Annotated in this window: 24 protein-coding genes and 2 riboswitches; of the genes, 22 read left to right on the top strand and 2 right to left on the bottom strand. The window is 67.4% G+C overall.

The window, feature by feature from the left end; translation table 11 throughout:
- Positions 1-69: 69 nt before the first annotated feature.
- The 13 genes from ASC55_RS05245 (at position 70) to ASC55_RS05185 (ending at position 16,434) form a co-directional block, all read left to right on the top strand.
- Complete coding sequence (locus ASC55_RS05245) at positions 70-1,758, top strand: ABC transporter substrate-binding protein (RefSeq protein WP_055873355.1); 1,689 nt, start codon at positions 70-72, stop codon at positions 1,756-1,758.
- Between the two features lie 40 nt (positions 1,759-1,798).
- Entirely contained in the window at positions 1,799-2,794 is a 996-nt protein-coding gene (locus ASC55_RS05240) for an ABC transporter permease (RefSeq protein ID WP_055864485.1), read from the top strand.
- Complete coding sequence (locus ASC55_RS05235) at positions 2,787-3,764, top strand: ABC transporter permease (protein ID WP_017828667.1); 978 nt, start codon at positions 2,787-2,789, stop codon at positions 3,762-3,764. The genes ASC55_RS05240 and ASC55_RS05235 overlap by 8 nt, the downstream gene beginning before the upstream one ends.
- A complete protein-coding gene (locus tag ASC55_RS05230; RefSeq protein ID WP_017828666.1) occupies positions 3,761-4,612 on the top strand; it encodes an ABC transporter ATP-binding protein in 852 nt (283 codons plus the stop codon). Before ASC55_RS05235 ends, ASC55_RS05230 begins: the two co-directional genes overlap by 4 nt.
- Positions 4,609-5,484, top strand: a complete 876-nt coding sequence (locus tag ASC55_RS05225; RefSeq protein WP_055873354.1) for an ABC transporter ATP-binding protein — start codon at positions 4,609-4,611, stop codon at positions 5,482-5,484. The genes ASC55_RS05230 and ASC55_RS05225 overlap by 4 nt, the downstream gene beginning before the upstream one ends.
- A 155-nt stretch (positions 5,485-5,639) precedes the next feature.
- Positions 5,640-5,734: riboswitch (glycine riboswitch) on the top strand.
- A 1-nt stretch (position 5,735) separates the two neighbouring features.
- Positions 5,736-5,834: riboswitch (glycine riboswitch) on the top strand.
- A gap of 54 nt (positions 5,835-5,888) precedes the next feature.
- The gene (locus tag ASC55_RS05220) at positions 5,889-7,091 is read left to right on the top strand and encodes a glycine cleavage system aminomethyltransferase GcvT (RefSeq protein ID WP_055873351.1); all 1,203 of its coding nucleotides are present in this window, start codon (positions 5,889-5,891) and stop codon (positions 7,089-7,091) included.
- A complete protein-coding gene (gene gcvH / locus ASC55_RS05215; RefSeq protein ID WP_017828663.1) occupies positions 7,088-7,465 on the top strand; it encodes a glycine cleavage system protein GcvH in 378 nt (125 codons plus the stop codon). The genes ASC55_RS05220 and gcvH overlap by 4 nt, the downstream gene beginning before the upstream one ends.
- Positions 7,443-10,376 (top strand): aminomethyl-transferring glycine dehydrogenase, encoded by a 2,934-nt coding sequence (gene gcvP / locus ASC55_RS05210; protein ID WP_055873348.1) that lies wholly within the window; start codon positions 7,443-7,445, stop codon positions 10,374-10,376. The genes gcvH and gcvP overlap by 23 nt, the downstream gene beginning before the upstream one ends.
- Before the next feature lie 219 nt (positions 10,377-10,595).
- Positions 10,596-12,227, top strand: coding sequence for a peptide ABC transporter substrate-binding protein (locus tag ASC55_RS05205; protein ID WP_017828661.1), 1,632 nt, complete (start codon positions 10,596-10,598; stop codon positions 12,225-12,227).
- Positions 12,228-12,331: 104 nt separating this feature from the next.
- Entirely contained in the window at positions 12,332-13,258 is a 927-nt protein-coding gene (locus tag ASC55_RS05200) for an ABC transporter permease (protein WP_055864468.1), read from the top strand.
- Positions 13,251-14,192: an ABC transporter permease gene (locus ASC55_RS05195; RefSeq protein WP_017828659.1), complete on the top strand. Its 942-nt coding sequence runs from the start codon at positions 13,251-13,253 to the stop codon at positions 14,190-14,192. Before ASC55_RS05200 ends, ASC55_RS05195 begins: the two co-directional genes overlap by 8 nt.
- Complete coding sequence (locus ASC55_RS05190) at positions 14,189-15,862, top strand: dipeptide ABC transporter ATP-binding protein (protein WP_017828658.1); 1,674 nt, start codon at positions 14,189-14,191, stop codon at positions 15,860-15,862. The genes ASC55_RS05195 and ASC55_RS05190 overlap by 4 nt, the downstream gene beginning before the upstream one ends.
- Before the next feature lie 2 nt (positions 15,863-15,864).
- Positions 15,865-16,434 carry a PH domain-containing protein gene (locus ASC55_RS05185; RefSeq protein ID WP_055873345.1) on the top strand — a complete coding sequence of 190 codons (570 nt, stop codon included), beginning with the start codon at positions 15,865-15,867 and terminating at the stop codon, positions 16,432-16,434.
- A gap of 5 nt (positions 16,435-16,439) precedes the next feature.
- Here the strand turns inward: ASC55_RS05185 and ASC55_RS05180 are convergent, their stop codons facing one another.
- On the bottom strand, positions 16,440-17,246 hold the full coding sequence (locus ASC55_RS05180) for a CPBP family intramembrane glutamic endopeptidase (protein WP_055873342.1): 807 nt from the start codon (positions 17,244-17,246) through the stop codon (positions 16,440-16,442).
- A gap of 102 nt (positions 17,247-17,348) precedes the next feature.
- Here ASC55_RS05180 and typA point away from each other — a divergent pair, with 102 nt between their 5' ends.
- From typA to ASC55_RS05160, 4 genes are all read left to right on the top strand, one after another.
- Entirely contained in the window at positions 17,349-19,262 is a 1,914-nt protein-coding gene (typA, locus tag ASC55_RS05175; protein WP_053095568.1) for a translational GTPase TypA, read from the top strand.
- Between the two features lie 195 nt (positions 19,263-19,457).
- Positions 19,458-20,354, top strand: a complete 897-nt coding sequence (locus tag ASC55_RS05170; protein ID WP_055873339.1) for a hypothetical protein — start codon at positions 19,458-19,460, stop codon at positions 20,352-20,354.
- Between the two features lie 99 nt (positions 20,355-20,453).
- Positions 20,454-21,500, top strand: coding sequence for a glutaminase A (gene glsA / locus ASC55_RS05165; protein ID WP_055873336.1), 1,047 nt, complete (start codon positions 20,454-20,456; stop codon positions 21,498-21,500).
- Positions 21,497-23,122 carry an MFS transporter gene (locus ASC55_RS05160; RefSeq protein ID WP_055864448.1) on the top strand — a complete coding sequence of 542 codons (1,626 nt, stop codon included), beginning with the start codon at positions 21,497-21,499 and terminating at the stop codon, positions 23,120-23,122. Before glsA ends, ASC55_RS05160 begins: the two co-directional genes overlap by 4 nt.
- A gap of 3 nt (positions 23,123-23,125) precedes the next feature.
- Here ASC55_RS05160 and ASC55_RS05155 read toward each other — a convergent pair whose 3' ends face one another.
- Positions 23,126-23,674 carry a helix-turn-helix domain-containing protein gene (locus tag ASC55_RS05155; protein ID WP_055873328.1) on the bottom strand — a complete coding sequence of 183 codons (549 nt, stop codon included), beginning with the start codon at positions 23,672-23,674 and terminating at the stop codon, positions 23,126-23,128.
- Between the two features lie 104 nt (positions 23,675-23,778).
- Here ASC55_RS05155 and ASC55_RS05150 point away from each other — a divergent pair, with 104 nt between their 5' ends.
- Genes ASC55_RS05150 through dapC form a run of 5 tightly spaced genes read left to right on the top strand, consistent with a single transcriptional unit; the run spans position 23,779 to position 26,736 of the window.
- Positions 23,779-24,498 (top strand): AzlC family ABC transporter permease, encoded by a 720-nt coding sequence (locus tag ASC55_RS05150; protein ID WP_055873326.1) that lies wholly within the window; start codon positions 23,779-23,781, stop codon positions 24,496-24,498.
- On the top strand, positions 24,495-24,809 hold the full coding sequence (locus ASC55_RS05145; protein ID WP_055864439.1) for an AzlD domain-containing protein: 315 nt from the start codon (positions 24,495-24,497) through the stop codon (positions 24,807-24,809). Before ASC55_RS05150 ends, ASC55_RS05145 begins: the two co-directional genes overlap by 4 nt.
- Positions 24,810-24,861: 52 nt before the next feature.
- Positions 24,862-25,272, top strand: a complete 411-nt coding sequence (locus ASC55_RS05140; RefSeq protein WP_055873324.1) for a hypothetical protein — start codon at positions 24,862-24,864, stop codon at positions 25,270-25,272.
- Positions 25,273-25,281: 9 nt separating this feature from the next.
- On the top strand, positions 25,282-25,602 hold the full coding sequence (fdxA, locus tag ASC55_RS05135; protein WP_055873321.1) for a ferredoxin: 321 nt from the start codon (positions 25,282-25,284) through the stop codon (positions 25,600-25,602).
- A 9-nt stretch (positions 25,603-25,611) separates the two neighbouring features.
- Positions 25,612-26,736: a succinyldiaminopimelate transaminase gene (dapC, locus tag ASC55_RS05130; RefSeq protein WP_055873320.1), complete on the top strand. Its 1,125-nt coding sequence runs from the start codon at positions 25,612-25,614 to the stop codon at positions 26,734-26,736.
- Positions 26,737-26,754 lie beyond the last annotated feature (18 nt).

Genomic DNA, 26,754 nt, shown 5'->3' with positions numbered 1-26,754 from the left:
CGCATCCGGGGTTCTGCTCCATCCGGAGCGATCCCTCCTGCAGTGCAGCACCGAGAGGAAACAAGAGAAATGATCCGTAACGGAAGGCGCAAGATTGCGCTCACCGCGATTGCCGGAGCATCCGTCCTCGCCCTGGGCCTCACGGCCTGTGGCGGCGGTAGCGACAGCGGCAACGCCGATGGCGACCGGGCCCTGCGTGTCTGGGCCGGCAGCCAGACCCCGATCACTGCGAACTACAACCCGTTCGCACCGACCGTGCTCCACGGCGCGCTGGGCCCGATCTACGAGCCGCTGTTCTTCTACAACAAGACGGCCGACTCCGAGCCGGTCGGCCTGATCGGCGACTCGTTCGAGTACAACGAGGACGGCACGGTGATCACCATCACCATCAAGCCCGACCTCAAGTGGAGCGACGGCAAGCCGCTCACCGCGAAGGACGTCGCGTTCTCCTTCAACTACGAGGCCAACAACCCCGAGGGCAACGGCCTGGTCTCCGCCGAGGCCACCGACGACACCACCGTCGTGCTGACCTACTCCTCGGCGCAGTACACCACCGAGTTCCAGCGCCTCGGGTCGACCTACATCCTCCCCGAGCACGTCTGGGCAGACGTCACCGACTTCGCGAACTTCGCGAACGAGGAGCCGGTCGGCTCGGGCGCCTACGTCGTCGACAAGACCACGAGCGAGTCGTACACCCTCGTCGCGAACGAGAACTTCCGCGACGCCGACAAGCTGGGTGTCAAGAAGGTCCAGTACATCGCCGTCGACAACAACCAGACCGCGCAGGACCTGCTGGCCGCCGGCAAGCTCGACTGGACCGGCATGTTCATCCCGAACCCGGATGATGTGACCGCCAACGGCAAGATCGACTGGATCAACACGCCGCAGGACCCGACGGTGCTCTACACCTGCTCGAACGCCGAGCTCGGCTGCACCGGTCCGCAGACCGACGTCGCCGTGCGTCAGGCGCTCAACGCCGCGATCGACCGCTCCACGATCAAGGACAAGGCGTTCGTCGGCCTCACCGGCGACATCTCGCCGACGTTCGCTCTGCTGCCCCGCGACGAGAAGTGGGTCGCCGACCCCGCCAACGAGGTCAGCCCGCAGGAGGCGAACGCCGCCGAGGCGGGTTCGATCCTCGAAGCCGCCGGCTACACCAAGGGCTCCAGCGGCATCTACGAGAAGGACGGCGCTCCGCTCGAGCTCACGCTCACCTCGGTCGACGGCTGGACGGACTACAACGACGCCGCGAAGCTGATCGCCGAGCAGGCCGAGGCCGCCGGCATCAAGATCACGGCCTCCACGGTGCAGTGGCAGGAGTTCTCCGACTCCCGTCAGGGTGGCGAGTTCCAGCTGATCGTCGGTGGTGTGATCGGCACCTCCGTCGCCGACCCGTTCCAGATCTACCGTGACTGGTTCGGCGGTACCGCCGTCGAGTCGACCAGCCCCGTCGGCACCGAGATCCCGGCAGGCCGCTGGAACTTCAGCCGGTACAGCAACCCGGTCGTCGACACCGCCATCCAGGCGGCGATCAGCACGAACGACGAGGCCACGAAGAAGGAGCTGTACGGCACGATCCAGACCGAGATCGTCCGCGACCTGCCCTACATCCCGCTCGTCATCAACGCGACCCAGACCTTCTACAACACGAAGGACTACACGGGCTGGCCGACCGAGGAAGATCTCTACGCCTTCCCGCCGTCCTGGGGTGCCATCGCGGCAGGCTACGTCCTGACGCAGCTGCAGCCGGTCAAGTAGGAGAGGAGTCGGGGAAGAAGGCAGTCAGGAAACAAGTGACATGAAGTTCTATGCACGAAGAATCGGGTTCTACGCGTTCACGCTCTGGGCCGCGATCTCCATCAACTTCCTTCTTCCCCGGCTCATGCCGGGGAACCCGGCAGACATCATGATCGCCAAGATGCAGAGAGCCGGCGGTGAGGTCTCCGAGACCACCATCCGCAACATCAAGCTCCTGCTCGGCGGCGATGACTCCTCCCTGTGGGAGCAGTATCTGGCCTACTGGGGGCGCATGTTCCAGGGCGACCTCGGCGTCTCGGTCACCAAGTTCCCCACCCCGGTGACGGAACTCATCGCGGGTGCCCTGCCCTGGACGCTCATCCTGGTCGGCACCGCGACCGTCATCTCCTTCGTCCTCGGCGTCGTGCTCGGCGCCTGGGCCGGATGGAAGCGCGGCACCTGGGTCGATCACCTCATCCCCGCCACCACGGTGCTGCAGTCGATCCCGTACTTCTGGATGGCGCTGATCCTGGTGGCCGTGTTCGCGGTCGGTCTGGGATGGTTCCCCATCTTCGGCGGCTACGACGTCTTCGACTACCCTGACGGCCCCGAGCCGACCTGGGCGTTCTTCACCGACGCGGTGGCGCACGCGATCCTCCCGGCGCTCACGATCGTGATCAGCTCGGTCGGCGGCTGGATGTTCGGCATGCGCAACATGATGGTGTCCACGCTCGCCGAGGACTACGTGCTCACGGCCGAGGCGAAGGGGCTCCGGCCGCGCCGGGTCCTCACGACGTACGCCGCGCGCAACGCCGCCATCCCCTCGATCGCCGGCTTCTCGATCACCCTCGGGTTCGTCGTGGCCGGATCCATCGTGATGGAGCAGGTGTTCACCTATCCCGGCATTGGCAAGCTGATGTTCCAGGCCGTGACCAACAACGACTACGCGCTGATGCAGGGACTGTTCCTCGTCATCACCCTGACGGTGCTCGCCGCCAACTTCATCATGGACCTCGTCTATGGCTTCATCGACCCGAGGGCTCGCCAGAATGTCTGACACCAAGAACCCGCTCCTGACCCAGGAGCCGCCGATCACGGCACCGGCCAGCACGATCTCGCTCGCTACGCAGCAGGGACGCAAGCGTCGCCGCATCCTGCCCAGCACGTCGCCGAAGTTCATCGTCGGCGCGATCATCGTGGTCGCGATCGTGCTGTTCGCGATCATCGCGCCGATGTTCTCGCAGGACCCGCGCAGCACCGCCAACCCCGCGCTCCAGCCGCCTTCCGCGGAGCACTGGCTCGGCACGACCAAGCTCGGCAACGACATGTTCGCCCAGCTCGCGATCGGCGCGCAGGGCTCGCTGCTCATCGGCGTGACGGCCGGAGCCATCGCGATCGTGCTGTCCCTGCTGTTCGGTGTCCTCGCCGGATACCTGGGTGGCTGGCGCGAAGACGGTCTCGCGCTCCTCACCAACGTCATGATCGTGATCCCCGGACTCCCGCTCGTGATGGTGATCGCCTCCTTCGTGCCGCAGCGCAGCTGGCAGCTCGTCGCATTCGTGCTCGGCATCACCTCCTGGGCAGGGGCTGCCTATGTGCTCCGGCTCCAGACGCGCTCTCTCCGCACACGCGACTACGTGTACGCCGCGAAGGTCGCGGGGGAGCGGTCGTTCCGCGTGATCCTCGTCGAGATCATGCCGAACCTCCTGCCGTTGCTCGCGGCGCAGTTCCTGTTCGCGATCATCTTCGCGATCCTCGGTGAGGCAGGGCTCTCGTACCTGGGCCTCGGCCCCAACTCGTCGATCACCTGGGGCTCGATCCTCAACGACGCGCAGTCGGGGCAGGCTCTCGGACGCGGAGCCTGGTGGTGGTTCGTCCCGCCCGGACTCATGATCGCGCTCCTCGGTGCCGGCCTCTCGCTCATCAACTTCGCGATCGACGAGGTCATCAACCCGAAGCTGCGCAATGCGCCCGAAGCCGCGCGCCGCGTGCGCAAGGCTGCCAAGACCAAGGGAGTCACCGCATGAGCGAGCCCGTCCTGACGGCGCGGAACGTGTCGATCGAGTATGAGGTGGATCCGCCGGTGAAGGCCGTGCGTGACGTCTCCTTGACGCTGAACCGAGGCGAGATCCTGGGGCTGGCGGGGGAGTCGGGGTGCGGGAAGACGACCCTGGCGTACGGGATGAACCGTCTGCTGAAGGCGCCGGCCCTGATGACGGGTGGCGAGATCGTTTTCCATGACCGGGATGGTCATGACATCGACATCGTGGGCCTGGATGGGGAAGGCCTCAGGGCGTTCCGATGGGACAAGATCTCGATGGTGTTCCAGGGCGCGATGAACTCGCTGAACCCGGTCATCTCGGTCAAGGCGCAGATCTTCGACATCTTCGACACGCACCGCCCGGGGATGAGCAAGAAGGCGAAGACCGCTCGGGCGGAGGAGCTGCTCACCCTCGTCGGGGTCGACCCGAATCGCCTGTCGAGCTTCCCGCATGAGCTCTCGGGCGGGATGCGGCAGCGCATGATGATCGCGATGGCCCTGGCCCTCGACCCCCAGGTGATGATCATGGACGAGCCGACCACAGCGTTGGACGTGGTCGTGCAGCGCGGGATCATCCGGGAGATCATGCGGTTGCGGGAGAAGCTCGGTTTCGCGGTGATCTTCATCACGCATGATCTGCCGATGCTGATCGAGATCAGCGACAGGATCGCGATCATGCTGCAGGGACAGATCGTGGAGGAGGGGACGGCGGAGGAGATCTACCGGTCCCCCCAGCACGAATACACGAAGCGGTTGCTGTCGAGCTTCCCGTCGCTCAAGGGCGAGCGGGGCGACTTCGTGCGTACCGGTGTGAGCCAGGAGGGCGTCCGATGACCACCCACAGCAACCGCGCCGACACGGCGCCGCCGCAGACGGCACGTCTGGAGGCGCGGAATCTGGTGAAGGACTTCCATCTGCGTTCCGGATTCCGCACCAACGTGCTGCACGCGGTGAAGGACGTGTCCTTCACGATCGAGGCCGGCAAGACGGTCGCTCTGGTAGGGGAGTCGGGGTCGGGGAAGTCCACGATCGCCAGGATGCTGATGAAGTTGGAGACTCCCACCAGTGGGGAGATCCTTCTGGACGGGAAGCCCTCTGGCGCCCGAGGGCGGGCCTTGGAGCGCTACCGCGCGGATGTGCAGATGGTGTTCCAGGACCCGTTCGCATCTCTGAACCCCTTCCACACCATCATCCATCACCTCGAGCGTCCGATCCGCCTGCACCACCCCGACCTGTCCCGCTCGCAGGTGCGCGAACGTGCGGTCGAGCTGCTGGAGCGGGTGCGGTTGACGCCGGGGGAGAGCTTCGCAGAGCGCCGCCCGCACGAGCTGTCCGGCGGGCAGCGACAGCGGGTCGCGATCGCTCGTGCCCTTGCTCCGGGGGCGCGGTTCATCGTCGCGGATGAGCCTGTCTCGATGCTCGACGTGTCGATCCGACTGGGCGTTCTCAACCTGCTGGCTGACCTGCAGCGCGAGGAGAACCTCGGTGTGCTCTACATCACGCACGACCTGGCGACGGCTCGGCACTTCTCCGACGAGATCATGGTGCTCTACAAGGGCGACGTGGTCGAGCGCGGTCCTGCGGACGAGGTCATCCTGAATCCGCAGCACGAGTACACCAGGACTCTCCTCGGCGCGGCGCCAGAGCCCGACAACCTCGGCCGCCTCCGCGACGAGGTCCGTGCCGAACTCGGCATCGCGCACTGACGGGCACCGGCCACACCCTCGCTCCCGTCGCACTTTCGGTCGCTCGCACACGTTCGCAGCGGCCGAGGGCGCGACGGGAGCTTTGTTGTCGGGACGCAGGCCTCGGCGCGGGGGCCGCACCGGCTAGACTGAACCCACAACTGAAGACAGGCCGAATGACCCACGCGGGAGAGCCCCGGCGAACGCAGCCGGGCACCGAAGGAGCAAGCCTCCCCGCCAATCTCTCAGGTACGCGTACCGCGCGGTTCCGGCCACTCTGAAAAGCGATCCCGCGACCGTGCGGATCCGCCGACGGTGAAAGCCCCGCCTCCGTGCGCGGGTGAAACTCTCAGGCCTATGACAGAGGGGGAGTTCCGAGGAACAGCGATGCCGCCGTTCCGCCCGACACAGCCCGGGAGAACTCCATGTCCGACCCCCGCTACACCCCGCTCCGCGAACGCCATGAGGCGCTCGGCGCGTCGTTCACCGACTTCGGCGGCTGGCAGATGCCGGTGCGCTACACGTCCGACCTCGCCGAGCACCACGCCGTGCGCGAGAGCGCGGGCATCTTCGACATCTCGCACATGGCCGAGTTCCTGGTGACGGGCGAGGCCGCAGCGGAATTCCTCGACTACGCTCTGGCCGGCCGCATCTCGGCGATGCCGGTCGGGAAGGCGAAGTACTCGCTCCTGCTCGCGGAGGGCGGCGGCATCATCGATGATGTCATCGCCTACCGGCTGGCCGAGGACCGCTACCTCGTGATCGCGAACGCCGGCAATCGGGGCTTCGTCGACTCGGCATTCGCGAAACGCGTCCGTGATTTCCCGTCGCTCGTCGAGCGCGACCTCCCCGCTCGGGCACCGGGCGAGGAGCGCAGCTTCGCGGGGTTCCTCGGCGATCGCGGAGTCGACGTCGAAGACGTCTCCGACGACTACGCCCTCATTGCCGTACAGGGTCCGAACGCCGAGGCCATCCTCGCCGCGACCGCTGACATCACCGACGTGAGCATCCCCTGGTCCGAGCAGAAGTACTACGCCTGGGCGTCGGCGAACTACCGCGGCAAGCCGCTCCTCCTCGCGCGCACCGGCTACACGGGCGAGGACGGCTTCGAGCTTCTCGTCGCCGCTGACGACGCGGCGGCGCTGTGGGATGCCCTGCTCGCTGCCGGCACGCCGCAGGGCCTCGTTCCCGCCGGGCTCGCCGCGCGCGACACCCTTCGCCTCGAGGCGGGGATGCCGCTCTACGGGCACGAACTGAGCCTTGACACCCAGCCGTCTCAGGCGGGCCTCGGACGCGTCGTCGTGACCGCGAAGGAGCACTTCGTCGGCAAGGCGGCGCTCTCCGCCGCCGCGGAGTCGACCGAGGCAGCGCAAGCGCCGGTCCTGGTCGGACTCGTGGCCGAGGGCAAGCGCGCCGGCCGCGCCGGATACGCCGTCGTCGACGAAGACGGATCGGTGCTCGGCGAGATCACGAGCGGGGCGCTCAGCCCCACGCTCGGTCATCCGATCGCGATGGCCTACGTGAAACCTTCTTCCGCGGAAGAGGGAACCGCAGTATTCCTTGATGTGCGGGGCACCAGGATCCCCGCGACCGTGACCGCCCTGCCTTTCTACCGGAGGACCAAATGACCGATCTCGCCGCACTCCACTACACCGAAGAGCACGAGTGGATCGCCGCTGACGGCGACACCGTGACCATCGGCATCACCGACTACGCCGCCGAGAAGCTGGGTGACGTCGTGTTCGTCGAGCTCCCCGCCGTCGGCACCGAGGTCACCGCGGGAGCGGTCGTCGGAGAGATCGAGTCCACCAAGTCGGTCGGTGAGCTGTACGCACCGGTCTCCGGCACGGTCGTCGAGATCAATGACGCGGCCGTCGATGACCCGTCGCTGGTCAACGCGGCGCCGTTCGAGGGCGGATGGCTGCTCAAGGTCGCCGTCGCCGACGGCGCGCTGGATGGACTGCTCGACCGCGACGCCTATGTCGCACTCACGGAGGGCTGATTCGCCAGTGGTCACTTTCGCCGATCGTCACATCGGACCCACGGATGCCGCGCAGCGCACGATGCTCGCCGCCCTCGGTCTCGACAACGCCGGAGCGGACGATGCGCTGAGCCCGGTCGAGGCGCTCATGCGCCAGGCCGTGCCCGCGTCGATCTACACGGGCCCGTCATCCGAGGCAGCGGACGCGCCCTCGCGCATCCCGTCCGCCGCGAGCGAGACCGAGGCTCTCGCCGAGCTGCGCGCGCTCGCCTCGCGCAACACCGTGAACCGACCGATGATCGGCCTCGGCTACTACGGCACCATCACGCCGCAGGTGATCCAGCGCAACGTGCTGGAGAACCCGTCCTGGTACACCGCGTACACGCCGTACCAGCCGGAGATCTCGCAGGGGCGCCTGGAGGCGCTCATCAACTTCCAGACGATGGTCGCAGAACTCACCGGCCTCACCACGGCGAACGCCTCGATGCTCGACGAGTCGACGGCGGTCGTCGAGGCGATGCTGCTCTCCCGGCGCGCCTCGAAGTCGTCGTCGACGGTGTTCGCGGTCGACGCGGACGCGCTCCCGCAGACCAGGGCGATGCTCGCCACGCGCGCGGAGGCGCTCGGTATCGACATCGTCACCGTCGACTTCGCTGCGGGCGAGGAGCTGCCCTCCGAGCTGTTCGGCGTCTTCGTCCAGTACCCCGGCGCATCCGGACGGGTGTGGGATCCGTCGGCCGTCTTCGACGCGGCGCACCTCTCCGGTGCTCTCGCGGTCGCGGCCGCCGATCTGCTCGCTCTCACGCTGATCGCCTCGCCCGGTTCCCTCGGTGCGGACGTGTCGGTCGGCACGACGCAGCGCTTCGGCGTTCCGATGGGCTTCGGCGGCCCGCACGCGGGCTACATGGCGGTCCGCTCCGGTCTCGAGCGTCAGCTGCCCGGCCGTCTCGTCGGTGTCTCGGTGGATGCCGACGGCAAGCCCGCCTACCGGCTCTCGCTGCAGACGCGTGAGCAGCACATCCGCCGCGAGAAGGCGACGTCGAACATCTGCACCGCGCAGGTGCTGCTGGCCGTCATGGCGTCGATGTACGCGGTCTACCACGGTCCGGACGGGCTCCGGGCGATCGCCGTGGACGTGGCCCGCAAGGCGGACGCTCTGGCCACCTGGCTCATCGAGCTCGAACTCGACATCGAGCACAGGGAGTTCTTCGACACTCTCCGTGTCCGCGTGCCGGGCCGCGCCTCCGAGATCGTCGCCACCGCGCACGACGCGGGCTATCTCCTCCACGAGGTCGACGCCGACACCGTCGGCGTCTCGGTCGACGAGACCACGACGTTCACCGACCTCGACCGGGTCGCGGGCTGCTTCGCATCGGGTACAGGGCGCTCCTTCGGCTACATCGCCGCCTCCGAGCACGGCCGGCTTCCCGAGGCGCTGCTGCGTCAGGATGAGTACCTCACGCACCCCGTCTTCCACTCGCACCGCTCGGAGACCGCCATGATGCGGTATCTGAAGAGCCTCTCCGACCGCGACTACGCGCTCGATCGCGGCATGATCCCCCTGGGCTCGTGCACGATGAAGCTCAACGCGGCGACGGAGATGGCAGCCATCAGCTGGCCGGAGTTCGCCGGTATCCACCCGTTCGCTCCGGCCGCCGACGTGCAGGGCTACCTCGAGCTCATCGAGCAGCTCGAGGGCTGGCTGGCCGAGGTCACCGGGTATGACGCGGTCTCGCTGCAGCCGAACGCCGGTTCGCAGGGTGAGCTGGCCGGCCTCCTCGCCATCCGCGGCTATCACCACGCGAACGGCGACGCGCACCGCACGGTGTGCCTCATCCCGTCGTCGGCTCACGGCACGAACGCGGCCTCGGCCGTGCTCGCGGGGATGAAGGTCGTCGTCGTGGCGACGGACGAGCTCGGCAACGTCGACCTCGACGACCTGCGCGCGAAGATCACCCTGCACGCGGACGACCTCTCCGCTCTCATGATCACCTACCCCTCCACGCACGGCGTGTACGAGGAGCAGGTCGTCGAGATCACGGCCGCTGTGCACGACGCGGGCGGACAGGTGTACGTCGACGGCGCGAACCTCAACGCGCTGCTGGGCTATGCGCGCTTCGGCGACCTGGGCGGCGATGTCTCGCATCTCAACCTGCACAAGACCTTCGCCATCCCGCACGGCGGCGGCGGGCCCGGCATCGGACCGGTGGCGGCGAAGTCCCACCTCGCGCCGTTCCTCCCCTCGCACCCGCTCGCACAGAGCGCCGAGCACTTCGGCGGCTACACGTTCGGCGGCGGCGTGATCTCCGCGGCTCCGTACGGATCCGCGGGCATCCTGCCGATCTCCTGGGCGTACGTGCGCATGATGGGAGCCGATGGACTGCGTCGGGCCACCGCTGCGGCCGTGCTGTCGGCGAACTACATCGCGGAGCGCCTCAGCGCCCACTTCCCGGTGCTCTACACCGGCGAGAACGGCCGCGTGGCGCACGAGTGCATCCTCGACCTCCGCCCGCTCAAGGAAGCGACCGGCATCACGGTCGACGATGTCGCCAAGCGCCTCATCGACTACGGCTTCCACGCGCCGACCATGTCCTTCCCCGTCGCGGGAACCCTCATGGTCGAGCCGACCGAGTCGGAGGACCTCGACGAGATCGAGCGGTTCGTCGAGGCGATGGTCATGATCAAGGCCGAAGCGGACGCGGTCGCCGCCGGACGCTGGCCCGCGGACGACAACCCCCTCGTGCACGCGCCGCACACCGCGGTGTCGCTCATCGCGGGGGAGTGGAACCATGCGTACTCGCGAGAGGATGCCGCCTATCCCGTGCACGCCCTGGTCGCCGGCAAGTACTGGCCGCCGGTGCGTCGCATCGATCAGGCGTACGGCGACCGCAACCTGGTGTGCGCCTGCCCGCCGGTGGAGGCATTTGCCTGAACCACGTGCTCATCTGAGCAGACGGTGCCGCGCTTCTGTATGGGAGCGCGGCACCGTCTGCTGTTTCGCGGTGTTTCCCCGGTGTTACAGATGGTCACCACTCAGTAACAGTTCGTTAGCTGAAGAGGACGGTTCGCGAACCGGCGGGTTACGCTCAGGTATCCCTGCGTGCTCGACGATGCGCACGCAGAACCCCGAATGTCCACAGGAGGACACAAAGTGAAGCGCAACAAGATCGCCCTTGCGGGCACCGCGTTGTTCGTGATCGGCGCCCTGGCGCTCGCGGGCTGCGCCAGCGGCGGAAACGAGTCGAACGGCGACGCCGGCGGAAACGTCAACGCGGACGCCATCATCACGACCAACGGATCCGAGCCGGAGAACCCGCTCATCCCGACCAACACCAACGAGGTGGGTGGCGGAAAGATCCTCGACGAGATCTTCGCAGGGCTGATCTACTACGACGCCGAGGGCAAGCCGGTCAACGACGTGGCTGAGGAGATCACCACCGAGGACCCCCAGAACCTCACGATCAAGATCAAGGAAGGCCTGACCTTCACCGACGGTGAAGAGGTCACGGCCGACAACTTCATCAAGGCGTGGAACGAGGGCGCGAAGCTCTCGAACGGCCACCTCTCCAGCTACTTCTTCGAGGACATCGAGGGCTTCAGCTACGACGAGGACTCCGAGCTCACCGGCCTGAAGCAGGTCGACGACTACACCTTCACGATCGCGCTCAACAAGCCGGCCTCCGACTTCGCGCTGCGTCTCGGCTACTCGGCGTTCTACCCGCTGCCCGATGTCGCATTCGAAGACATGGATGCCTTCGGTCAGAACCCGATCGGCAACGGCCCGTACAAGATCGCCGACGAAGACGCGTGGCAGCACGACGTCCAGATCGAGCTCGTCCGCAACGACGACTACGACGGCGGACGCAAGGCGGCCAACGGCGGCCTCACCATCAAGTTCTACGCGACGCAGGAAGCGGCGTACGCCGACCTGCTGTCGAACGAGGTCGACGTCATCGACGCGATCCCGACGAACTCGCTGGCCGTCTTCACCGACGAGCTCGGCGACCGCGCCGTGAACCAGCCCTCCGCTGTGTTCCAGTCGTTCACCATCGGCCAGTTCCTGCCGCACTTCAGCGGCGAAGAGGGCAAGCTGCGTCGTCAGGCGCTGTCGATGGCGATCAACCGTGACGAGATCACCGAGACCATCTTCTCGGGCTCGCGCACCCCGGCGAAGGACTTCACGTCGCCGGTCATCGCCGGCTGGTCCGACTCGGTCCCCGGCAGCGAGGTCCTCGACTACGACCCCGAGAAGGCGAAGGAGCTGTGGGCCGAGGCCGACGCCATCGCCCCGTGGGAGGGCACGTTCAAGATCGCGTACAACGCCGACGGCGGACACGACGCATGGGTCGACGCTGTGAGCAACAGCATCAAGAACACCCTGGGCATCGACGCATCGGGCGACCCGTACCCGACCTTCCAGGACCTCCGGTCCAAGGTCAACGACCGCACCATCACCACCGCCGCACGTTCGGGATGGCAGGCCGACTACCCGGGTCTGTACAACTTCCTCGGACCGCTCTACGCGACCGGCGCCGGTTCCAACGACGGTGACTACTCGAACCCCGAGTTCGACGACCTGATCAAGGCTGGCATCAGCAACCCCGACGCCGACGCGCAGATCGAGGACTTCACGAAGGCGCAGGAGGTTCTGTTCCAGGACCTGCCCGCGATCCCGCTGTGGTACTCGAACGTGACCGGTGGCTTCAGCGAGAACGTCGACAACGTGACGTTCGGCTGGAACTCGGTTCCGCTGTACTACGAGATCACGAAGGCCGGCGAGTAAAGCCCGACGGCACTTCACCTGTGAGGCGGTGACGATTCTTCGTCACCGCCTCACAGGCTTGTGTTCGCCTCGCTTCTCTCACCCCTCTAAGAAGGGACAAGCGGATGCTCGGTTACATTCTGAGACGTCTTCTGCAGGTGATCCCGGTCTTCTTCGGAGCCACCCTGCTCATCTATTTCCTCGTGTTCGCCATGCCCGGCGATCCGATCCTCGCCCTGTTCGGGGACAAGACCCCGAACCCCGCTGTCCTCGAGCAGCTGCGCGAGCAGTACCACCTGAACGATCCGTTCATCGTCCAGTACTGGTACTACATCACCGGTGTCCTCCAGGGTGACCTGGGCACGACCTACTCCGGTCGCCCGGTTTCGGCGGTCCTCGCCGCCACCCTCCCCGTCACAGGGCGCCTCGCCGTCATGGCGATCGCGATCGAGTTCACGCTGGCGATCATCATCGGAACCATCTCGGCGCTGCGCAAGGGCAAGCTGTTCGACAACGTGTCGCTCGTCGTCGCCCTCGTCGCGATCGCGATCCCCATCTTCGTGGTCGCGTTCCTCGCGCAGTACTTCCTCGCGATCCAGCTCGGATGGTTCAAGCCCACCGTGGGCGCGGACAACGACTGGGGCGGGCTGTGGCTCCCGGCGATCGTCCTCGGGTTCAGCCTCTATGCCGTGAGTATGCGTCTGATGCGCAGCTCCGTCATCGAGACTCTGAACCAGGACTGGGTGCGCACCGCGTACAGCAAGGGTCTCTCCCGTAACCGGGTGCTTCCCGTGCACGTGCTGCGCAACTCGCTGATCCCCGTCATCACCAACTCCGCCACGAACTTCGGCGTGCTGCTCGTCGGCGCCACCGTCACCGAGGGAATCTTCAACGTCCCGGGTGTCGGTAACACGCTGTTCCAGGCGATCCAGCGCGGCGAAGGCCCCACTGTGGTCTCTTTCGTGACGGTATTCGTCATCCTGTACGTGCTGGTGAACCTTCTCATCGACCTGCTCTACGGTCTGCTCGACCCGAGGATCCGCTATGCCTGATTCCACACCTCAGCACTACGTCGCCCCGGTGGAGACCGAGTCGATCTCCGTCGACGCCGTCCGTATCTCGGACAAGCCCAGCAACCTGTGGAGGGACGCCTGGTTCGACCTGCGCCGTCGCCCCCTGTTCTGGTTCTCGATCGCGCTCGCGCTGTTCTTCCTCGTGATGGCATTGTGGCCGACGCTGTTCACCTCCACACCCCCCAACGAAGGCTGCCAGCTCTCCAACAGCAACGGCGGGCCGACCGAGGGGCACCCCCTCGGATTCACGTTCCAGGGGTGCGACATCTACGCCCGCATCGTGTGGGGATCGCAGACGTCGCTGGCTGTGGGCCTGATCGCCACCGTGATCTCGTCTGTGCTCGGCCTGATCATGGGAGCCCTCGCCGGTTTCTACGGCGGCTGGCTCGACGGACTGCTGTCGCGCATCGGTGACATCTTCTTCGCGATCCCGTACATCCTCGCGGCCGTCGTCGTGATGACCGTGTTCCGGGACGCCCGGTCGGTGTGGACTCTCGCGTTCGCCATCGGGGCGTTCGCCTGGGCCTCGACCGCGCGTGTCGTTCGGGCGGAGGTGCTCCGCGTCCGCCAAGCCGACTTCGTGATGGCATCGCAGGCGCTCGGGCAGTCGAAGTTCAAGATCCTGTTGAACCACGTCGTACCGAATGCGATCGCTCCACTGCTCGTCGTCTCGACGCTCGGCCTCGCTGCGGCCATCGTCGCTGAAGCCACGCTGTCGTTCCTCGGAGTGGGGCTCGGCAGCGACGTGATGTCGTGGGGCAACGACATCGCGAAGGCTCAGGCCTCGCTGCGCGTGGCGCCGATGGCACTCATCTATCCGTCGATCGCCCTCACCCTCGCGGTGCTGGCATTCGTCACCCTGGGCGAGCTCATCAGAGACGCCCTCGACCCGAAGGCGAGGGCACGCCGATGAGCGAGCGCGTCACCGAACAGGTCCCTCTGCTGAGCGTCCGCGACCTCACGGTCGCCTTCCGCACCCAGGAGGGGCTGCGCGAAGTGCTCCACGGAGTCAGCTTCGACATCATGCCGGGCGAGACCGTCGCCATCGTCGGCGAGTCGGGATCAGGCAAGTCCACGACGGCCACGGCCATCGTGAACCTGCTTCCCGGAACCGGAGAGGTCACCGCGGGGTCCATCACCCTCGACGGGCGAGAGCTCACGACACTGAACCGCCGTGAGATCGAGGCCGTGCGCGGTCGGGACATCGGCTTCGTGCCGCAGGACCCGATGTCGAACCTCAACCCCGTCTGGAGCATCGGATTCCAGGTCAAGGAGGCGATCCGTGCGAACGGCATCGCCCGGGATCGCGGGAGTGCCAAGGCGCGCACGATCGAGGTTCTGCAGCAGGCGGGCCTGGCCGATGCCGAGAAGCGACTGCATCAGTTCCCGCATCAGTTCTCAGGCGGCATGCGTCAGCGTGCGCTGATCGGTATCGGGCTCGCGGCAGACCCCAAGCTGCTCATCGCCGACGAGCCGACCTCGGCTCTGGACGTGACGGTGCAGCGTGTGATCCTCGACCACATGGCCTCGCTCACCCGCGACAAGGGCACCTCGATGCTCCTGATTACGCACGACCTGGGCCTCGCGGCCGAGCGTGCGAACAAGATCATCGTGATGAACGGCGGCAACATCGTCGAGGCAGGGCCGAGCCGCCAGATCCTCGAAAACCCTCAGCACCCCTACACGAAGCGCCTGGTCGCTGCGGCGCCCAGCGTCGCGTCGCAGCGCATCCAGGCAGTGGTGGAGGACCGAGGCATCGAGACGATCGAAGACCTCGCCGCCATCCCTCCGACGGTGCGTGTCGCGGGGCTCACGAAGGACTACCGGATCCGTCAGGGAGGGTTCCGCAGCGAGGCCTTCCGGGCGGTCGACGATGTGTCGTTCGAGATCCCCCGAGGCAAGACACTCGCTCTCGTGGGCGAATCGGGCTCCGGCAAGTCCACGGTGGCGAAGATGGTGCTGAAGCTCGAGGAGCCCACCAGCGGCACCATCGAGATCGACGGCCGGGACGTGTCGAAGCTGTCGAGCGCTCAGGCGTTCGGCCTGCGTCGTCGCATGCAGCCGGTCTTCCAGGACCCGTACGGCTCGCTCGATCCGCTACGCAACATCGGCAACACGATCGCCGAGCCGCTGCAGATCCACGGCGTGGGCGATCGTGCATCGCAGCGCGAACGCGTCGAGGAGCTGCTCGATCAGGTCTCGCTTCCGCGCGTGCTCGCCACTCGGTACCCGAACGAGCTGTCGGGCGGACAGCGCCAGCGCGTCGCGATCGCGCGTGCACTGGCACTGAAGCCCGACATCATCGTGCTCGACGAGGCCGTCTCGGCGCTCGATGTGCTCGTGCAGGACCAGGTGCTGCAGCTGCTCGCCGAACTCCAGTCCGAGCTCGGGCTCACGTATCTGTTCATCACGCACGACCTCGCCGTCGTCCGCGTGTCGAGCGACCTCGTGTGCGTCATGGAGAAGGGCAGGATCGTCGAGCAGGGCACTGTCGACGAGATCTTCGCCAACCCGCAGCAGGAGTACACCGACCGTCTGCTCAAGGCGATCCCCGGGGCGTCGATCCCTCTCGGCGGTCGCTGACGGTGACCGAACCACAGCATCCCGAGGGCGCGCGAACATATCGCGCGTCCTCGGGACTGGTCATCCTGATCCCGAGCACGCTGCTCGGGTTGTTCCTTCTCGGCGACACTGTCGTGCGAGGGAGCTGGGTGCAGATGCTGCTCATCGCCCCGTGGGTGCTGCTGGCTCTGTGGGTCGTCTACGAGCTCAGCTACGTCTCCTCGGTTCGGGTGGACCCCGAGGGCGTCGTCGTGCAGAACATGCTGCGCCGTACCAGCTTCGGCTGGAACAACGTGCGCGACATCGACCTTCGCTGGCAGCTCCAGTTCTCGCTCGACGATGGACGAGACCTCACCTGCTACGGCGGCCCCGCCCGTGCCAGGCCACCGCGCCCCGCACGGGGTGACGCCGCCGAACCCAAGGCTCCCGCCGGCCTCCGCGCCCTCACGGAAATCCGCGATCTCTGGGAGGCGGCGCCTCCCGTGCCCACGTCGATCCGTCGCACCTGGGACGCCCCCGCGCTCATCGCACTCGCCGTGATCGTGCTCTGGGCGATCGGGGCGATCATCGTCGCCGGCACCGCCTCACCCTGAACTGATCAGCCGGGCAACCCGAACAGCTCGGGCCAGGTGGCCGCCGCCCACGGGTACCCCACGAACGCGGCGGCGTCGATGACGAAGTGCGCCACGAGGAACGGCATCAGCCGGCCCGACCGCTGATACAGCCATCCGAAGAGCAGGCCCATCGCGAGGTTGCCGATGAACGCCGGATACCCTTGGTAGAGGTGGTAGCTGGCCCGCAGGACCGACGTGGAGACGATGATCGTCCACGGACTCCAGCCGAGCTGCCGGAGCCGCGTGAAGAGGTATCCGAGCAGGACGAACTCCTCCTGCAGCGATGCCCGCGCCGCGGCCAGCAGCAGCACCGGCACGGTCCACCAGTAGGCGTCGATCCCGGCGGGGTCGATCGCGACCGTGAGCCCGAGAGCCCGGCCGGCGAGGTACAGGCCGAGGCCGGGGATGCCGATCGCCAGGACGAGGAGGACGCCGCGACCTGCATCCTTCGCGACCCCCGTGCCGTCGAGCCCGAGTCGCGCCAGGTGCGGGCGTCGGGACTGCCACAGCAGGAAGCACACCAGCACCACGGGCACGAGCGAGAAGCCGATCGCGAGCACCTGGTAGATGAGGTCGAAGACCTCCCTGTCGCTTCGCGAGGGATTGAGCTTCGCCACCTGCTCGGCGAGCGGCACCTCGTCGGTGAGGCGGTAGGCGAGCTGCACGATCGCGTACACGGCAGACTGGCCGAGGCCGAGAGCCAGGACGATCGCGATCTCCACCCACAGCCGGGCACGGGACGGGGCGGGGGAGAGGTCGGGGAGGTCCCACGGAGCCTGCGGTCGGGTCACGATCTCGATGCTACGACCTGCTTTTCAGGAACAAGCCCTGAGCTTGCGTTATCCTGGAACGTCGGCTTCCCGGCGAAACCCCACATCTTTTAGGACACCTGTATGGCGCACGCCCTCCGTTCTGACCTCCGCAACGTCGCGATCGTGGCGCACGTCGACCACGGCAAGACCACTCTCGTCGACGCCATGCTGCGTCAGACGGGCTCCTTCGGCGAACACGCTCACGTCGACGAGCGCGCCATGGACTCGAACGATCTGGAACGTGAGAAGGGCATCACGATCCTCGCCAAGAACACGGCGATCACGTACAAGGGCAAGCACGCCCAGGGCAAGGAGATCACGATCAACGTGATCGACACCCCCGGTCACGCCGACTTCGGTGGCGAGGTCGAGCGCGGCCTGTCCATGGTCGACGGTGTCGTGCTGCTCGTCGACGCGAGTGAGGGCCCGCTGCCGCAGACCCGCTTCGTGCTGCGCAAGGCGCTCGAGGCCAAGCTTCCCGTCATCCTCCTGGTCAACAAGACCGACCGCCCCGACGCCCGCATCGCGGAGGTCGAGGAAGAGGCGCACGACCTGCTGCTGGGTCTCGCCTCCGACCTGGTCGACGATGTGCCCGACCTCGATGTCGACGCTCTCCTCGACGTGCCGGTCGTCTACGCCTCCGGTCGTGCCGGTGCCGCATCGCAGAACCGTCCCGCCGACGGATCGCTGCCGGACAACGACGATCTCGAGCCGCTGTTCGAGGCGATCCTCGAGCACGTTCCCGCGCCCGCGTACGACGACGAGCACCCGCTGCAGGCCTGGGTCACCAACCTCGACTCCAGCCCGTTCCTCGGCCGTCTCGCACTGCTGCGCGTCTTCAACGGCACGCTGAAGAAGGGCCAGACCGTGGCCTGGGTCCGCGCCGACGGCACCCACCAGAACGCGCGCATCACCGAGCTGCTGAAGACCCGTGCCCTCGAGCGCTACCCCGCCGATTCCGCCGGCCCCGGCGACATCGTCGCCATCGCCGGCTTCGAGAACATCACGATCGGCGAGACCATCGCCGACCCCGAAGACGTGCGTCCGCTGCCGGCCATCACGGTCGACGACCCCGCCATCTCGATGACCATCGGCACCAACACCTCGCCCCTCATGGGCAAGGTCAAGGGTCACAAGCTCACCGCTCGTATGGTCAAGGACCGTCTCGACAAGGAGCTCATCGGCAACGTGTCGCTCAAGGTCGTCGACATCGGGCGTCCGGATGCGTGGGAGGTGCAGGGCCGTGGAGAGCTCGCGCTCGCCATCCTCGTCGAGAACATGCGCCGCGAGGGCTTCGAGCTCACCGTCGGCAAGCCGCAGGTGGTCACGAAGAAGATCGACGGCAAGACCTACGAGCCGTTCGAGCACCTGACCATCGACACTCCGGAGGAGCACCTCGGAGCGATCACCCAGCTGCTCGCGAACCGCAAGGGTCGCATGGAGAACATGACCAACCACGGCACCGGCTGGGTGCGCATGGAGTTCATCGTTCCGTCGCGCGGCCTGATCGGCTTCCGCAGCGAGTTCCTGACCACCACCCGCGGCACCGGCATCGCGAACGCGATCTCGCACGGCTACGAGCCGTGGGCCGGTTCCATCACGACGCGTCAGAACGGCTCGATCGTCGCCGACCGTCAGGGTGTCGTCACTCCGTTCGCCATGATCGCCCTGCAGGAGCGCATGTCGTTCTTCGTGCAGCCCACGCAGGAGGTCTACGAGGGCATGGTCATCGGCGAGAACTCCCGCGCCGACGACATGGACGTGAACATCACCAAGGAGAAGAAGCTCACCAACATGCGTGCGGCGAGCTCCGACACCTTCGAGTCGATGACGCCTCCGCGCCAGCTCACGCTGGAGGAGAGCCTCGAGTTCGCCCGCGACGACGAGTGCGTCGAGGTGACCCCCGAGGTCGTCCGCATCCGCAAGGTGAACCTCGACGCGAACACTCGTGCGCGTGAGACCGCCCGCCTGAAGCGCCAGGACGCGAACGTCTGAAACCCGTCTCGGAGATGCTCCGAGTGAGAGGGCCTCGTGCCGCCGAAAGGCGCGCATGGGGCCCTCTTCTCATGTAAATTCCAGGTGAGGGATGGTTTTCGTTCAGGTTCATGGTTCAGAGTGGTTCACTTGCGCCTGGGACGAGCTCCCGATGAGTCTCCTGCAAGGGCGTACGACCACCCGAAAGTCGAACCCATGCTTCACAAGACCCGTGCGCTTCGGCGCGCCTCCGCGGCAGCCTCCGCCCGAAACGCCGCCCACCGCCCGATGACCATCCTCGGCGTCGCCTCGGCCGCCCTCGTCGGCATCACCTTGAGCGTCGGCCTCGCCTCCACCCCCGCCGTAGGTGCCATGAACGCCGCGTCCGCCGTCACCGCTCCCGCCCTCGCCGGCGCCGAGCCGCTCGCGCAGATCACGGAAGACGCCTCGACGACCCTGGCACAGGCGAAGGGCGCTGTGGCGGCGGCCGAGACGCTGGAGTCCGAGGTCGTCGCCTCCGGGCTCGACGTCGGCGTCGTGACGTCGGTCGACACCTCCGACCTCGTCAGCGACATCGACAAGCTGGATGACAGCGACGTGACTCCGGTGCTTCTGGTGGGCGTCCTCGCCGACAAGGCGGAAGAGGAGACGGCGGACGTCGTCGCCGATACCGCAGAGCTGCGCAGTGCACTCACCGCGGCGCAGCAGAAGCAGGCGGAGGAAGAAGCCGCGAGGATCGCGGCGGAGCAGGCGGCAGCTCAGGCCGCCGCGGAGCAGCAGGCGGCGGCCGCGCTGGCCGCAGCGAATACGCCGGAGGGCGCCAAGGCCTCCGCGCAGCAGATCATGTCGAGCACCTACGGATGGGGCGGCGATCAGTTCTCCTGCCTGGACTCCCTGTGGAACAAGGAGTCCGGCTGGAACTACCAGGCGTACAACCCGAGCGGTGCCACCGGCATCCCGCAGGCGCTTCCCGGCAGCAAGATGGCGTCAGCCGGATCCGACTGGCAGACGAACGCCGCCACTCAGGTCGCCTGGGGACTGGGATACATCTCGTCGGTGTACGGCACTCCGTGCAGCGCGTGGGCGCATTCGCAGGCCATGAACTGGTACTGATCCCCGCCCGTGCTCCCGAGGATTCTCTAGCCATCGGCGGGCGTCGAGCGCTACGGTGACTCTGACGACCTGGGGGCGTCACGGATCCGAGGAGGAGATGTGCTCGACCCGGCAGCGTGGCGCGATGTGCCGCAGGAGGTCTCCACCGGCTCCCTGCCGGGGTGGGATCGCGTCGAGGAGATCGTGCGCGACGCGCACTCCCGCTATCGCGGGGAACGCGGCGGCACCGTCGCCGACTACATCCCCGTGCTCGCGGAGGTCGATCCGGAGCTCTTCGGTCTGGCGGTGATCGAGGTCGGTGGCGGGCTGCACGATGCCGGCGACGCTCTGCATCCTTTCTCCATCCAGTCGATCTCGAAGATGTTCGTCTACGCCCTGGCGATCCAGGAGCACGGCCATGAGCGCGTGCGCGACATCGTCGGCGTGAACAACACCGGACTCGCCTTCAACTCCGTCGTGGCGGTCGAGCTCAACGACGGGCATCCGATGAATCCGATGGTCAACGCCGGTGCGATCGCCACGACCGCCCTCATGCCCGGCGCCACCGCGGTCGAGCAGTGGGAGCGCGTTCGTGAGGGGCTCTCCGCCTTCGCCGGGCGTCCGCTGAGTCTCGACGGGGTGGTCTACGCATCGGAAGCGCAGACGAACGACCGCAATCGCGCTCTCGGTCGTCTGCTGCGCAGCTATGGTCGGCTGTCGGGCGATCCCGACGAGGTGGTCGACGTCTACACGCGTCAGTGCGCCTTGAGCGTCACGGCTCACGATCTCGCTGTGATGGGGGCGACGCTCGCCGACGGGGGAGTGAATCCGGTCACCGGAGAGCGGGTGGTCTCGGAAGAGGTGTGCCGCGACACTCTCGCTGTCGTCGCGTCGACGGGGTTGTACGAACGATCCGGCGACTGGCTGTTCGAGATCGGGCTCCCGGCGAAGTCCGGTGTCGCCGGCGGCATCGTCGCTGTCGCACCCGGCAAGGGCGCGGTTGCCGGATTCTCGCCGCGACTGGACGAGGCCGGGAACTCCATCCGCTCGCAGATGGCCATCGGATACCTGTCACGTGTTCTGGGGCTGAACCTCTTCGCCTCGGCCCCGGCGCGTCGTGAAGCCTCCGCGACCGCACCCTCACCCGCACCGCAGGAGCAGTCATGACCCAGACGCAGCCGGAGCAGACCAAGACCTCGTGGTTCCCGATGGTCAGCCTGTTCCTCGCACAGGTGCTGATGTCGTTCAACGTCGCCGCGCTGCCGATCTCGCTCGGCGGCATGGTGAGCGAGTTCGGCGTCCCGCCCACGGTCGCGAGCACGACGATCGTCATGTACGGGCTCGCCGTGGCCGCGCTCGTGATGACAGGCGCGAAGCTCGGTCAGAGGATCGGCTGGGTGCTCATCTTCCGGATCGTGATCGCGCTGTTCGCGGCCTCCTCGGTGATGATGATCCTGGCGCCCACGGTGTGGTGGGCGATCGCCGGACAGGCCGTCGCCGGCGCGGCCGCAGCGATCATCGTGCCGTCGATCGTGGCACTCATCGCCGAGAACTACCGCGGCCAGCAGCAGGCGACCGCCATCGGCGCCATCGGTTCGGCGCGCGCGATCTCGGGTGTCAGCGCCTTCCTGATCGGCGGCACCCTGGGGACCCTGGTCGGCTGGCGGCCGATGTTCTTCATCGTGCTGGGGATCGCCGTCGTCGTCTTCGCACTGAGCTTCACCCTGCGCGGCGATCGCGGAGACGCGTCGATCCGCATCGACCTCGTCGCCTCACTCCTCATCGGCGCGGCGATCGTGCTGCTGACGCTCGGGTTCAACAACCTGAACTCCTGGGGTGCGGTGGCGGCGACGGCCGACGCCCCCTTCAACGTCATCGGGCTCTCGCCTGCCCCCGTCTTCATCGTGGTGGGGCTGGTACTCGGGCAGGCCTTCTTCCTGTGGACGCGGAGACGGATGTCGGAGGGGAGGGTTCCCCTGATCGATCTGAGCGTGCTCGGCTCGTCGCGTGAGCGGGCCGCCGTGTATGCCATGTTCATCGTGGTCGCCCTGGAGGCGTGCGTGAACTTCACGATCCCGCTCTACATCCAGATCGTGCAGGGCAGGACCCCGTTCGACACCTCGATGGCGATGATGCCGTTCAACCTCACCGTCTTCGTCACGGCCACGCTCGTGGTGCGGCTGTACCGGCGCTTCCCGCCGCGGACGATCGGCGTGGTCGGCTTCATCCTGACCACGGTCGCGCTGGTGTGGTTGTCGTTCGTCGTGAACAACAACTGGGAGACCATCCCGACGATCGCCGGGCTCATCGTCTTCGGCATCGGACAGGGCGCGCTGGTGACGCTGGTGTTCAACGTCCTCGTGACGGCGGCCCCCGCCGAACTCGCCGGAGACGTGGGTTCGCTGCGCGGCACCACGCAGAACCTCGCCTCGGCCGTCGGCACCGCGCTCGCAGGGGCGCTGCTGGTCTCTCTTCTCGGGCTCAGTATCGGTCGCGCTGTCGTCGAGCATCCCGAGCTTCCGCCGTCACTCGTCGCACAGGTCGACATGGACAACCTCAACTTCGTCAGCAACGACGATCTCCGCGCCGCGCTCGAGGCCACGGACGCGACGCCGGAACAGGTCGACGCAGCCGTCGCCGTGAACGAGGAGTCCCGGCTCGGCACTCTCAAGCTCGGCCTGCTCCTGCTCGCGGGTATCAGCGCGCTGGCGATCCTCCCGGCTTCGCGGCTCCCGCAGTATCGGCCGCACGAGATCCCCGACCCGTCGCCGGCGGCCGGGTCGGAGTGACGCTCAGCGCAGCTCGGAGATGAGCACCGCGCTGGTGCCGGGCGCCGTCGCCTCGAAGATGTGCGGAGCATCTCCGGCGTAGGTGAGGTAGTCGCCAGGGCCCAGCAGCACTGGTTCGTCGACCGGGCCGATCCTGGCCTGTCCCGCCATCAGGACCACGTGCTCGATCGTCCCGGGGTGATGAGGGTCGGAACGGCGGGCGTCGCCCGGCTCGGCCTGGATCAGGTAGATGTCCCGGCGGGCGCCGGGAGGGCTCGCCGACAGCAACGTCGCGCTGTACGCGGCTGCGGAGGACGGAACGCCCGCGAGGTCGTCTGCGCGGATGAGGGTCGGTGCGTTGGCCTGCTGATCGACCAGCACGGCGAAGGGTACGCCGAGCGCCACGCCGAGCGCCCACAGCGTCTCGACGCTGGGGTTGCCTGCTCCGCTCTCGAGCTGGGACACCGTCGCCTTGGAGATGCCGGCTCGTCGAGCGAGCTCGGACACCGACAGACTCGCCGCCTCTCGCTCCCGACGCAGGGTGCGGGCGATGCGTGTGCGAAGTTCCTCCATGTGTTCATCATGTCAAACGTTCGTTCGCTTGACTATCCTCGCGACGGTGTTCAGAATTATGATCATGTGTTCAGTGAAGCGAACAGTGGTTCGAGTGGTGTGTGATGACCGCCGAGCGTGAGGTCTGGCGCGAGGCGCTCGGCGTCGTTCTCGCGACCAGTGCCTACGGCATCTCTTTCGGCGCCCTCGCCGTGGCCTCGGGTCTCGACGTCTGGCAGACGTGTGTGCTGAGCCTGCTGATGTTCACCGGAGGATCCCAGTTCGCCTTCGTCGGCGTCTTCACTGCGGGCGGCGTCGCCGCGCTGCCCTCGGCGATCGCCTCGGCGGCGCTTCTCGGGGTGCGCAACGTCGCCTACGGCATGCGGATGTCGCCGATCGTCGGGGGAGGACCCGTGCGCAAGGCGGCTGCTGCGCACTTCACGATCGACGAGTCGACGGCGGTGGCGATCTCGCAGAGCGACCCGCGGCTGCGGCAGGTCGGATTCTGGGTGACGGGGATCGGCATCTTCGTCGGCTGGAACATCACCACCCTCGTCGGGGCACTCGTGGGCGACGTGCTCGGAGACCCCAAGGCCTGGGGGCTGGATGCGGCGGCGGCTGCGGCATTCCTCGCTCTGCTGTGGCCGAGACTCCGCCAGCGTCAGGCCGTCGTGGTCGGCATCGCCGCGGCTGTGGTCGCCGCGGCCTTCACCCCGATGCTGATGCCCGGACTTCCGGTGCTCGTCGCCGCGGTCGTCGCGATCGCCGTCGGCTGGTTCAACTGGATGGGGCGGCCTGCGACATCGGTCGAGACGACCGACGCGGGACCGGAGGCGACGTCATGACTCTCTGGAGCGCCATCCTCCTCGCGGCGGTGATATGCCTCGCCCTCAAGGCTGCCGGCTACCTGGTGCCGCCCCGGGTGCTCGAGGCGCCGCGCACGGCCCGCATCTCTGATCTTCTGACGGTGGCGCTCCTGGCGGCTCTCGTGGCTGTGCAGACCTTGGGGGACGGGCAGGCGATCACCGTGGATGCGCGCGTGCCCGCTCTGCTGGTCGCGGGCGGGCTGCTGTGGCTGCGGCAGTCCTTCCTCGTGGTCGTGGTGGCGGCTGCGGTGGTGGCCGCCCTCCTTCGTCTGTTCGGAGTCGCGGCCTGACCCTGCCAGGTTCTGATCGGGATCGTGCGGGCCTCCTCGGTAGGATCGACAGGTGCGCGTGAGCTGGATGTCGAGAGTGTTGTCGTGGATCGCTGCCGCCCTGGTGGGCGGTGTCTACGGCATCGCCGGCACGATCAGCCACAGCGTGATGTGGGGTCCGATCCCGGTTGGCATGATCGTCGCCGCGATCGCCTGCGCGGCCATCCTGATCGCCGTGCGCGCGCTCACGCACGACCGCGGTGCCGCCGTGGCAGCGGGGCTGGGGATGATCGGCATGCTGGTGCTGATCTCGGGCGAGGGTCCCGGAGGCTCCGTCGTCGTGCCCGCGTCGTTCGCGGGGCAGATCTGGACCTACCTGGTGGCCGGAATCGTGCTGCTCGTGATCGCCTGGCCCTCGGTGCGACGTCTTCCCGTGCGCACGGAGGCACCCGCCGCGCAAGAACCCGAGGCTCGCGAGTCGTAGACTGAGGGGGTGACGTATGTGATCGCCCTCCCGTGCGTCGATGTCAAGGACCGCGCCTGCATCGACGAGTGCCCCGTTGACTGCATCTACGAGGGTGAACGCTCGTTGTACATCCATCCCGACGAGTGCGTCGACTGTGGTGCCTGCGAGCCGGTGTGCCCCGTCGAGGCCATCTACTACGAAGACGATCTGCCCGACGAATGGCAGGACTACTACAAGGCCAACGTCGAGTTCTTCGACGAGATCGGGTCCCCGGGCGGCGCCGCCAAGGTCGGCGTCTACTCGTTCGACCACCCGATCATCGCCGCTCTGCCGCCGCAGGGCGAGTAGGCGCGCTTCGTGAGCGTCCGCGACCTCGCCGACTACCCGTGGGACGCCGTCGTCCCGTTCCGTGAGCGTGCCGAGAGGCACCAGGACGGGCTTATCGATCTGTCGGTCGGATCTCCCGTCGACCCGACCCCCGAGATCATCCGGCGTGCGCTGGCCGAGGCGACGGACGCCCATGCCTACCCGCAGACGGTCGGCACGCCGACGCTGCGCGAGGCCATCGTGGACTGGTACGCCCGACGCAGGGGAGTGCCCGACCTCCGCGTCGACAACGTGCTCCCGACGATCGGCTCGAAAGAGCTCGTCGCGCTGCTGCCCACTCTGCTCGGTCTGGGGGCCGGCGACATCGTCGTGCACCCGCGCGTGGCGTATCCGACCTACGAGGTCGGTGCGCGCGTCGTGGGGGCCACGCCCCTGCCCGCCGATGACCCGCAGGACTGGCCGGAGGGCACCAAGCTCATCTGGATCAACACCCCGGGCAACCCGGACGGCCGCACCTGGACCGTGGACGAGCTCGCCGCAGCCGTGAGCCGCGCCCGCGAGCTCGGAGCCGTCCTGGCGAGCGATGAGTGCTATGCCGAGCTGGGGTGGGACGGCGAGTGGGCGACCGAGCCGATCCCCTCGATCCTCGACCCGCGGGTGACCGGCGGAAGCCGTGCGAATCTGCTCAGCGTCTACTCCCTGAGCAAGCAGTCCAACCTCGCCGGATACCGTGCGGCGTTCGTGGCCGGCTGTGCGCGCATCGTGGGAGAGCTGCTCACGGCACGCAAGCACCTCGGGCTGATGCCGCCCGCACCGGTGCAGCACGCGATGGCGGTCGCTCTCGGAGACGATGAGCACGTCGCGGTGCAGAAGGAGCTCTACCGCACCCGTCGCGATGCCCTTCGTCCTGCGCTGGAGGCGGCGGGCTTCCGCATCGAGGGTTCCGAGGCGGGGCTGTACCTCTGGGCGACCGAGGGGCGCGACGCCTGGGAGTCGATGGCGCGACTCGCTGATCTCGGCATCCTCGCAGGCCCTGGGCCCTTCTACGGAGCCGACTCCGCACAGCATGTCCGGCTCGCACTCACCGCGCCGACCGCGCACGTCTGCGAGGCCGCGCGTCGACTCTCCACAACCGATATGGCAACCGATATGTAGGTTCCCTCCTCGGAGGGT

The organism is Microbacterium sp. Root322, assembly GCF_001425645.1.
Lineage (GTDB): Bacteria > Actinomycetota > Actinomycetes > Actinomycetales > Microbacteriaceae > Microbacterium > Microbacterium maritypicum.
Note: the sequence above shows the minus strand (reverse complement) of the source record. Positions and strands in the feature narration are given on the sequence as shown.

What these genes read in the sequence shown, in the direction of transcription:
- ASC55_RS05245 (WP_055873355.1), top strand. Translation starts at nt 70, where the DNA reads ATGATCCGTAACGGAAGGCGCAAGATTGCGCTCACCGCGATTGCCGGA.
- ASC55_RS05240 (WP_055864485.1), top strand. Translation starts at nt 1,799, where the DNA reads ATGAAGTTCTATGCACGAAGAATCGGGTTCTACGCGTTCACGCTCTGG.
- ASC55_RS05235 (WP_017828667.1), top strand. Translation starts at nt 2,787, where the DNA reads ATGTCTGACACCAAGAACCCGCTCCTGACCCAGGAGCCGCCGATCACG.
- ASC55_RS05230 (WP_017828666.1), top strand. Translation starts at nt 3,761, where the DNA reads ATGAGCGAGCCCGTCCTGACGGCGCGGAACGTGTCGATCGAGTATGAG.
- ASC55_RS05225 (WP_055873354.1), top strand. Translation starts at nt 4,609, where the DNA reads ATGACCACCCACAGCAACCGCGCCGACACGGCGCCGCCGCAGACGGCA.
- ASC55_RS05220 (WP_055873351.1), top strand. Translation starts at nt 5,889, where the DNA reads ATGTCCGACCCCCGCTACACCCCGCTCCGCGAACGCCATGAGGCGCTC.
- gcvH (WP_017828663.1), top strand. Translation starts at nt 7,088, where the DNA reads ATGACCGATCTCGCCGCACTCCACTACACCGAAGAGCACGAGTGGATC.
- gcvP (WP_055873348.1), top strand. Translation starts at nt 7,443, where the DNA reads ATGTCGCACTCACGGAGGGCTGATTCGCCAGTGGTCACTTTCGCCGAT.
- ASC55_RS05200 (WP_055864468.1), top strand. Translation starts at nt 12,332, where the DNA reads ATGCTCGGTTACATTCTGAGACGTCTTCTGCAGGTGATCCCGGTCTTC.
- ASC55_RS05195 (WP_017828659.1), top strand. Translation starts at nt 13,251, where the DNA reads ATGCCTGATTCCACACCTCAGCACTACGTCGCCCCGGTGGAGACCGAG.
- ASC55_RS05190 (WP_017828658.1), top strand. Translation starts at nt 14,189, where the DNA reads ATGAGCGAGCGCGTCACCGAACAGGTCCCTCTGCTGAGCGTCCGCGAC.
- typA (WP_053095568.1), top strand. Translation starts at nt 17,349, where the DNA reads ATGGCGCACGCCCTCCGTTCTGACCTCCGCAACGTCGCGATCGTGGCG.
- ASC55_RS05170 (WP_055873339.1), top strand. Translation starts at nt 19,458, where the DNA reads ATGCTTCACAAGACCCGTGCGCTTCGGCGCGCCTCCGCGGCAGCCTCC.
- ASC55_RS05160 (WP_055864448.1), top strand. Translation starts at nt 21,497, where the DNA reads ATGACCCAGACGCAGCCGGAGCAGACCAAGACCTCGTGGTTCCCGATG.
- ASC55_RS05155 (WP_055873328.1), bottom strand. Translation starts at nt 23,674, where the DNA reads ATGGAGGAACTTCGCACACGCATCGCCCGCACCCTGCGTCGGGAGCGA.
- ASC55_RS05150 (WP_055873326.1), top strand. Translation starts at nt 23,779, where the DNA reads ATGACCGCCGAGCGTGAGGTCTGGCGCGAGGCGCTCGGCGTCGTTCTC.
- ASC55_RS05145 (WP_055864439.1), top strand. Translation starts at nt 24,495, where the DNA reads ATGACTCTCTGGAGCGCCATCCTCCTCGCGGCGGTGATATGCCTCGCC.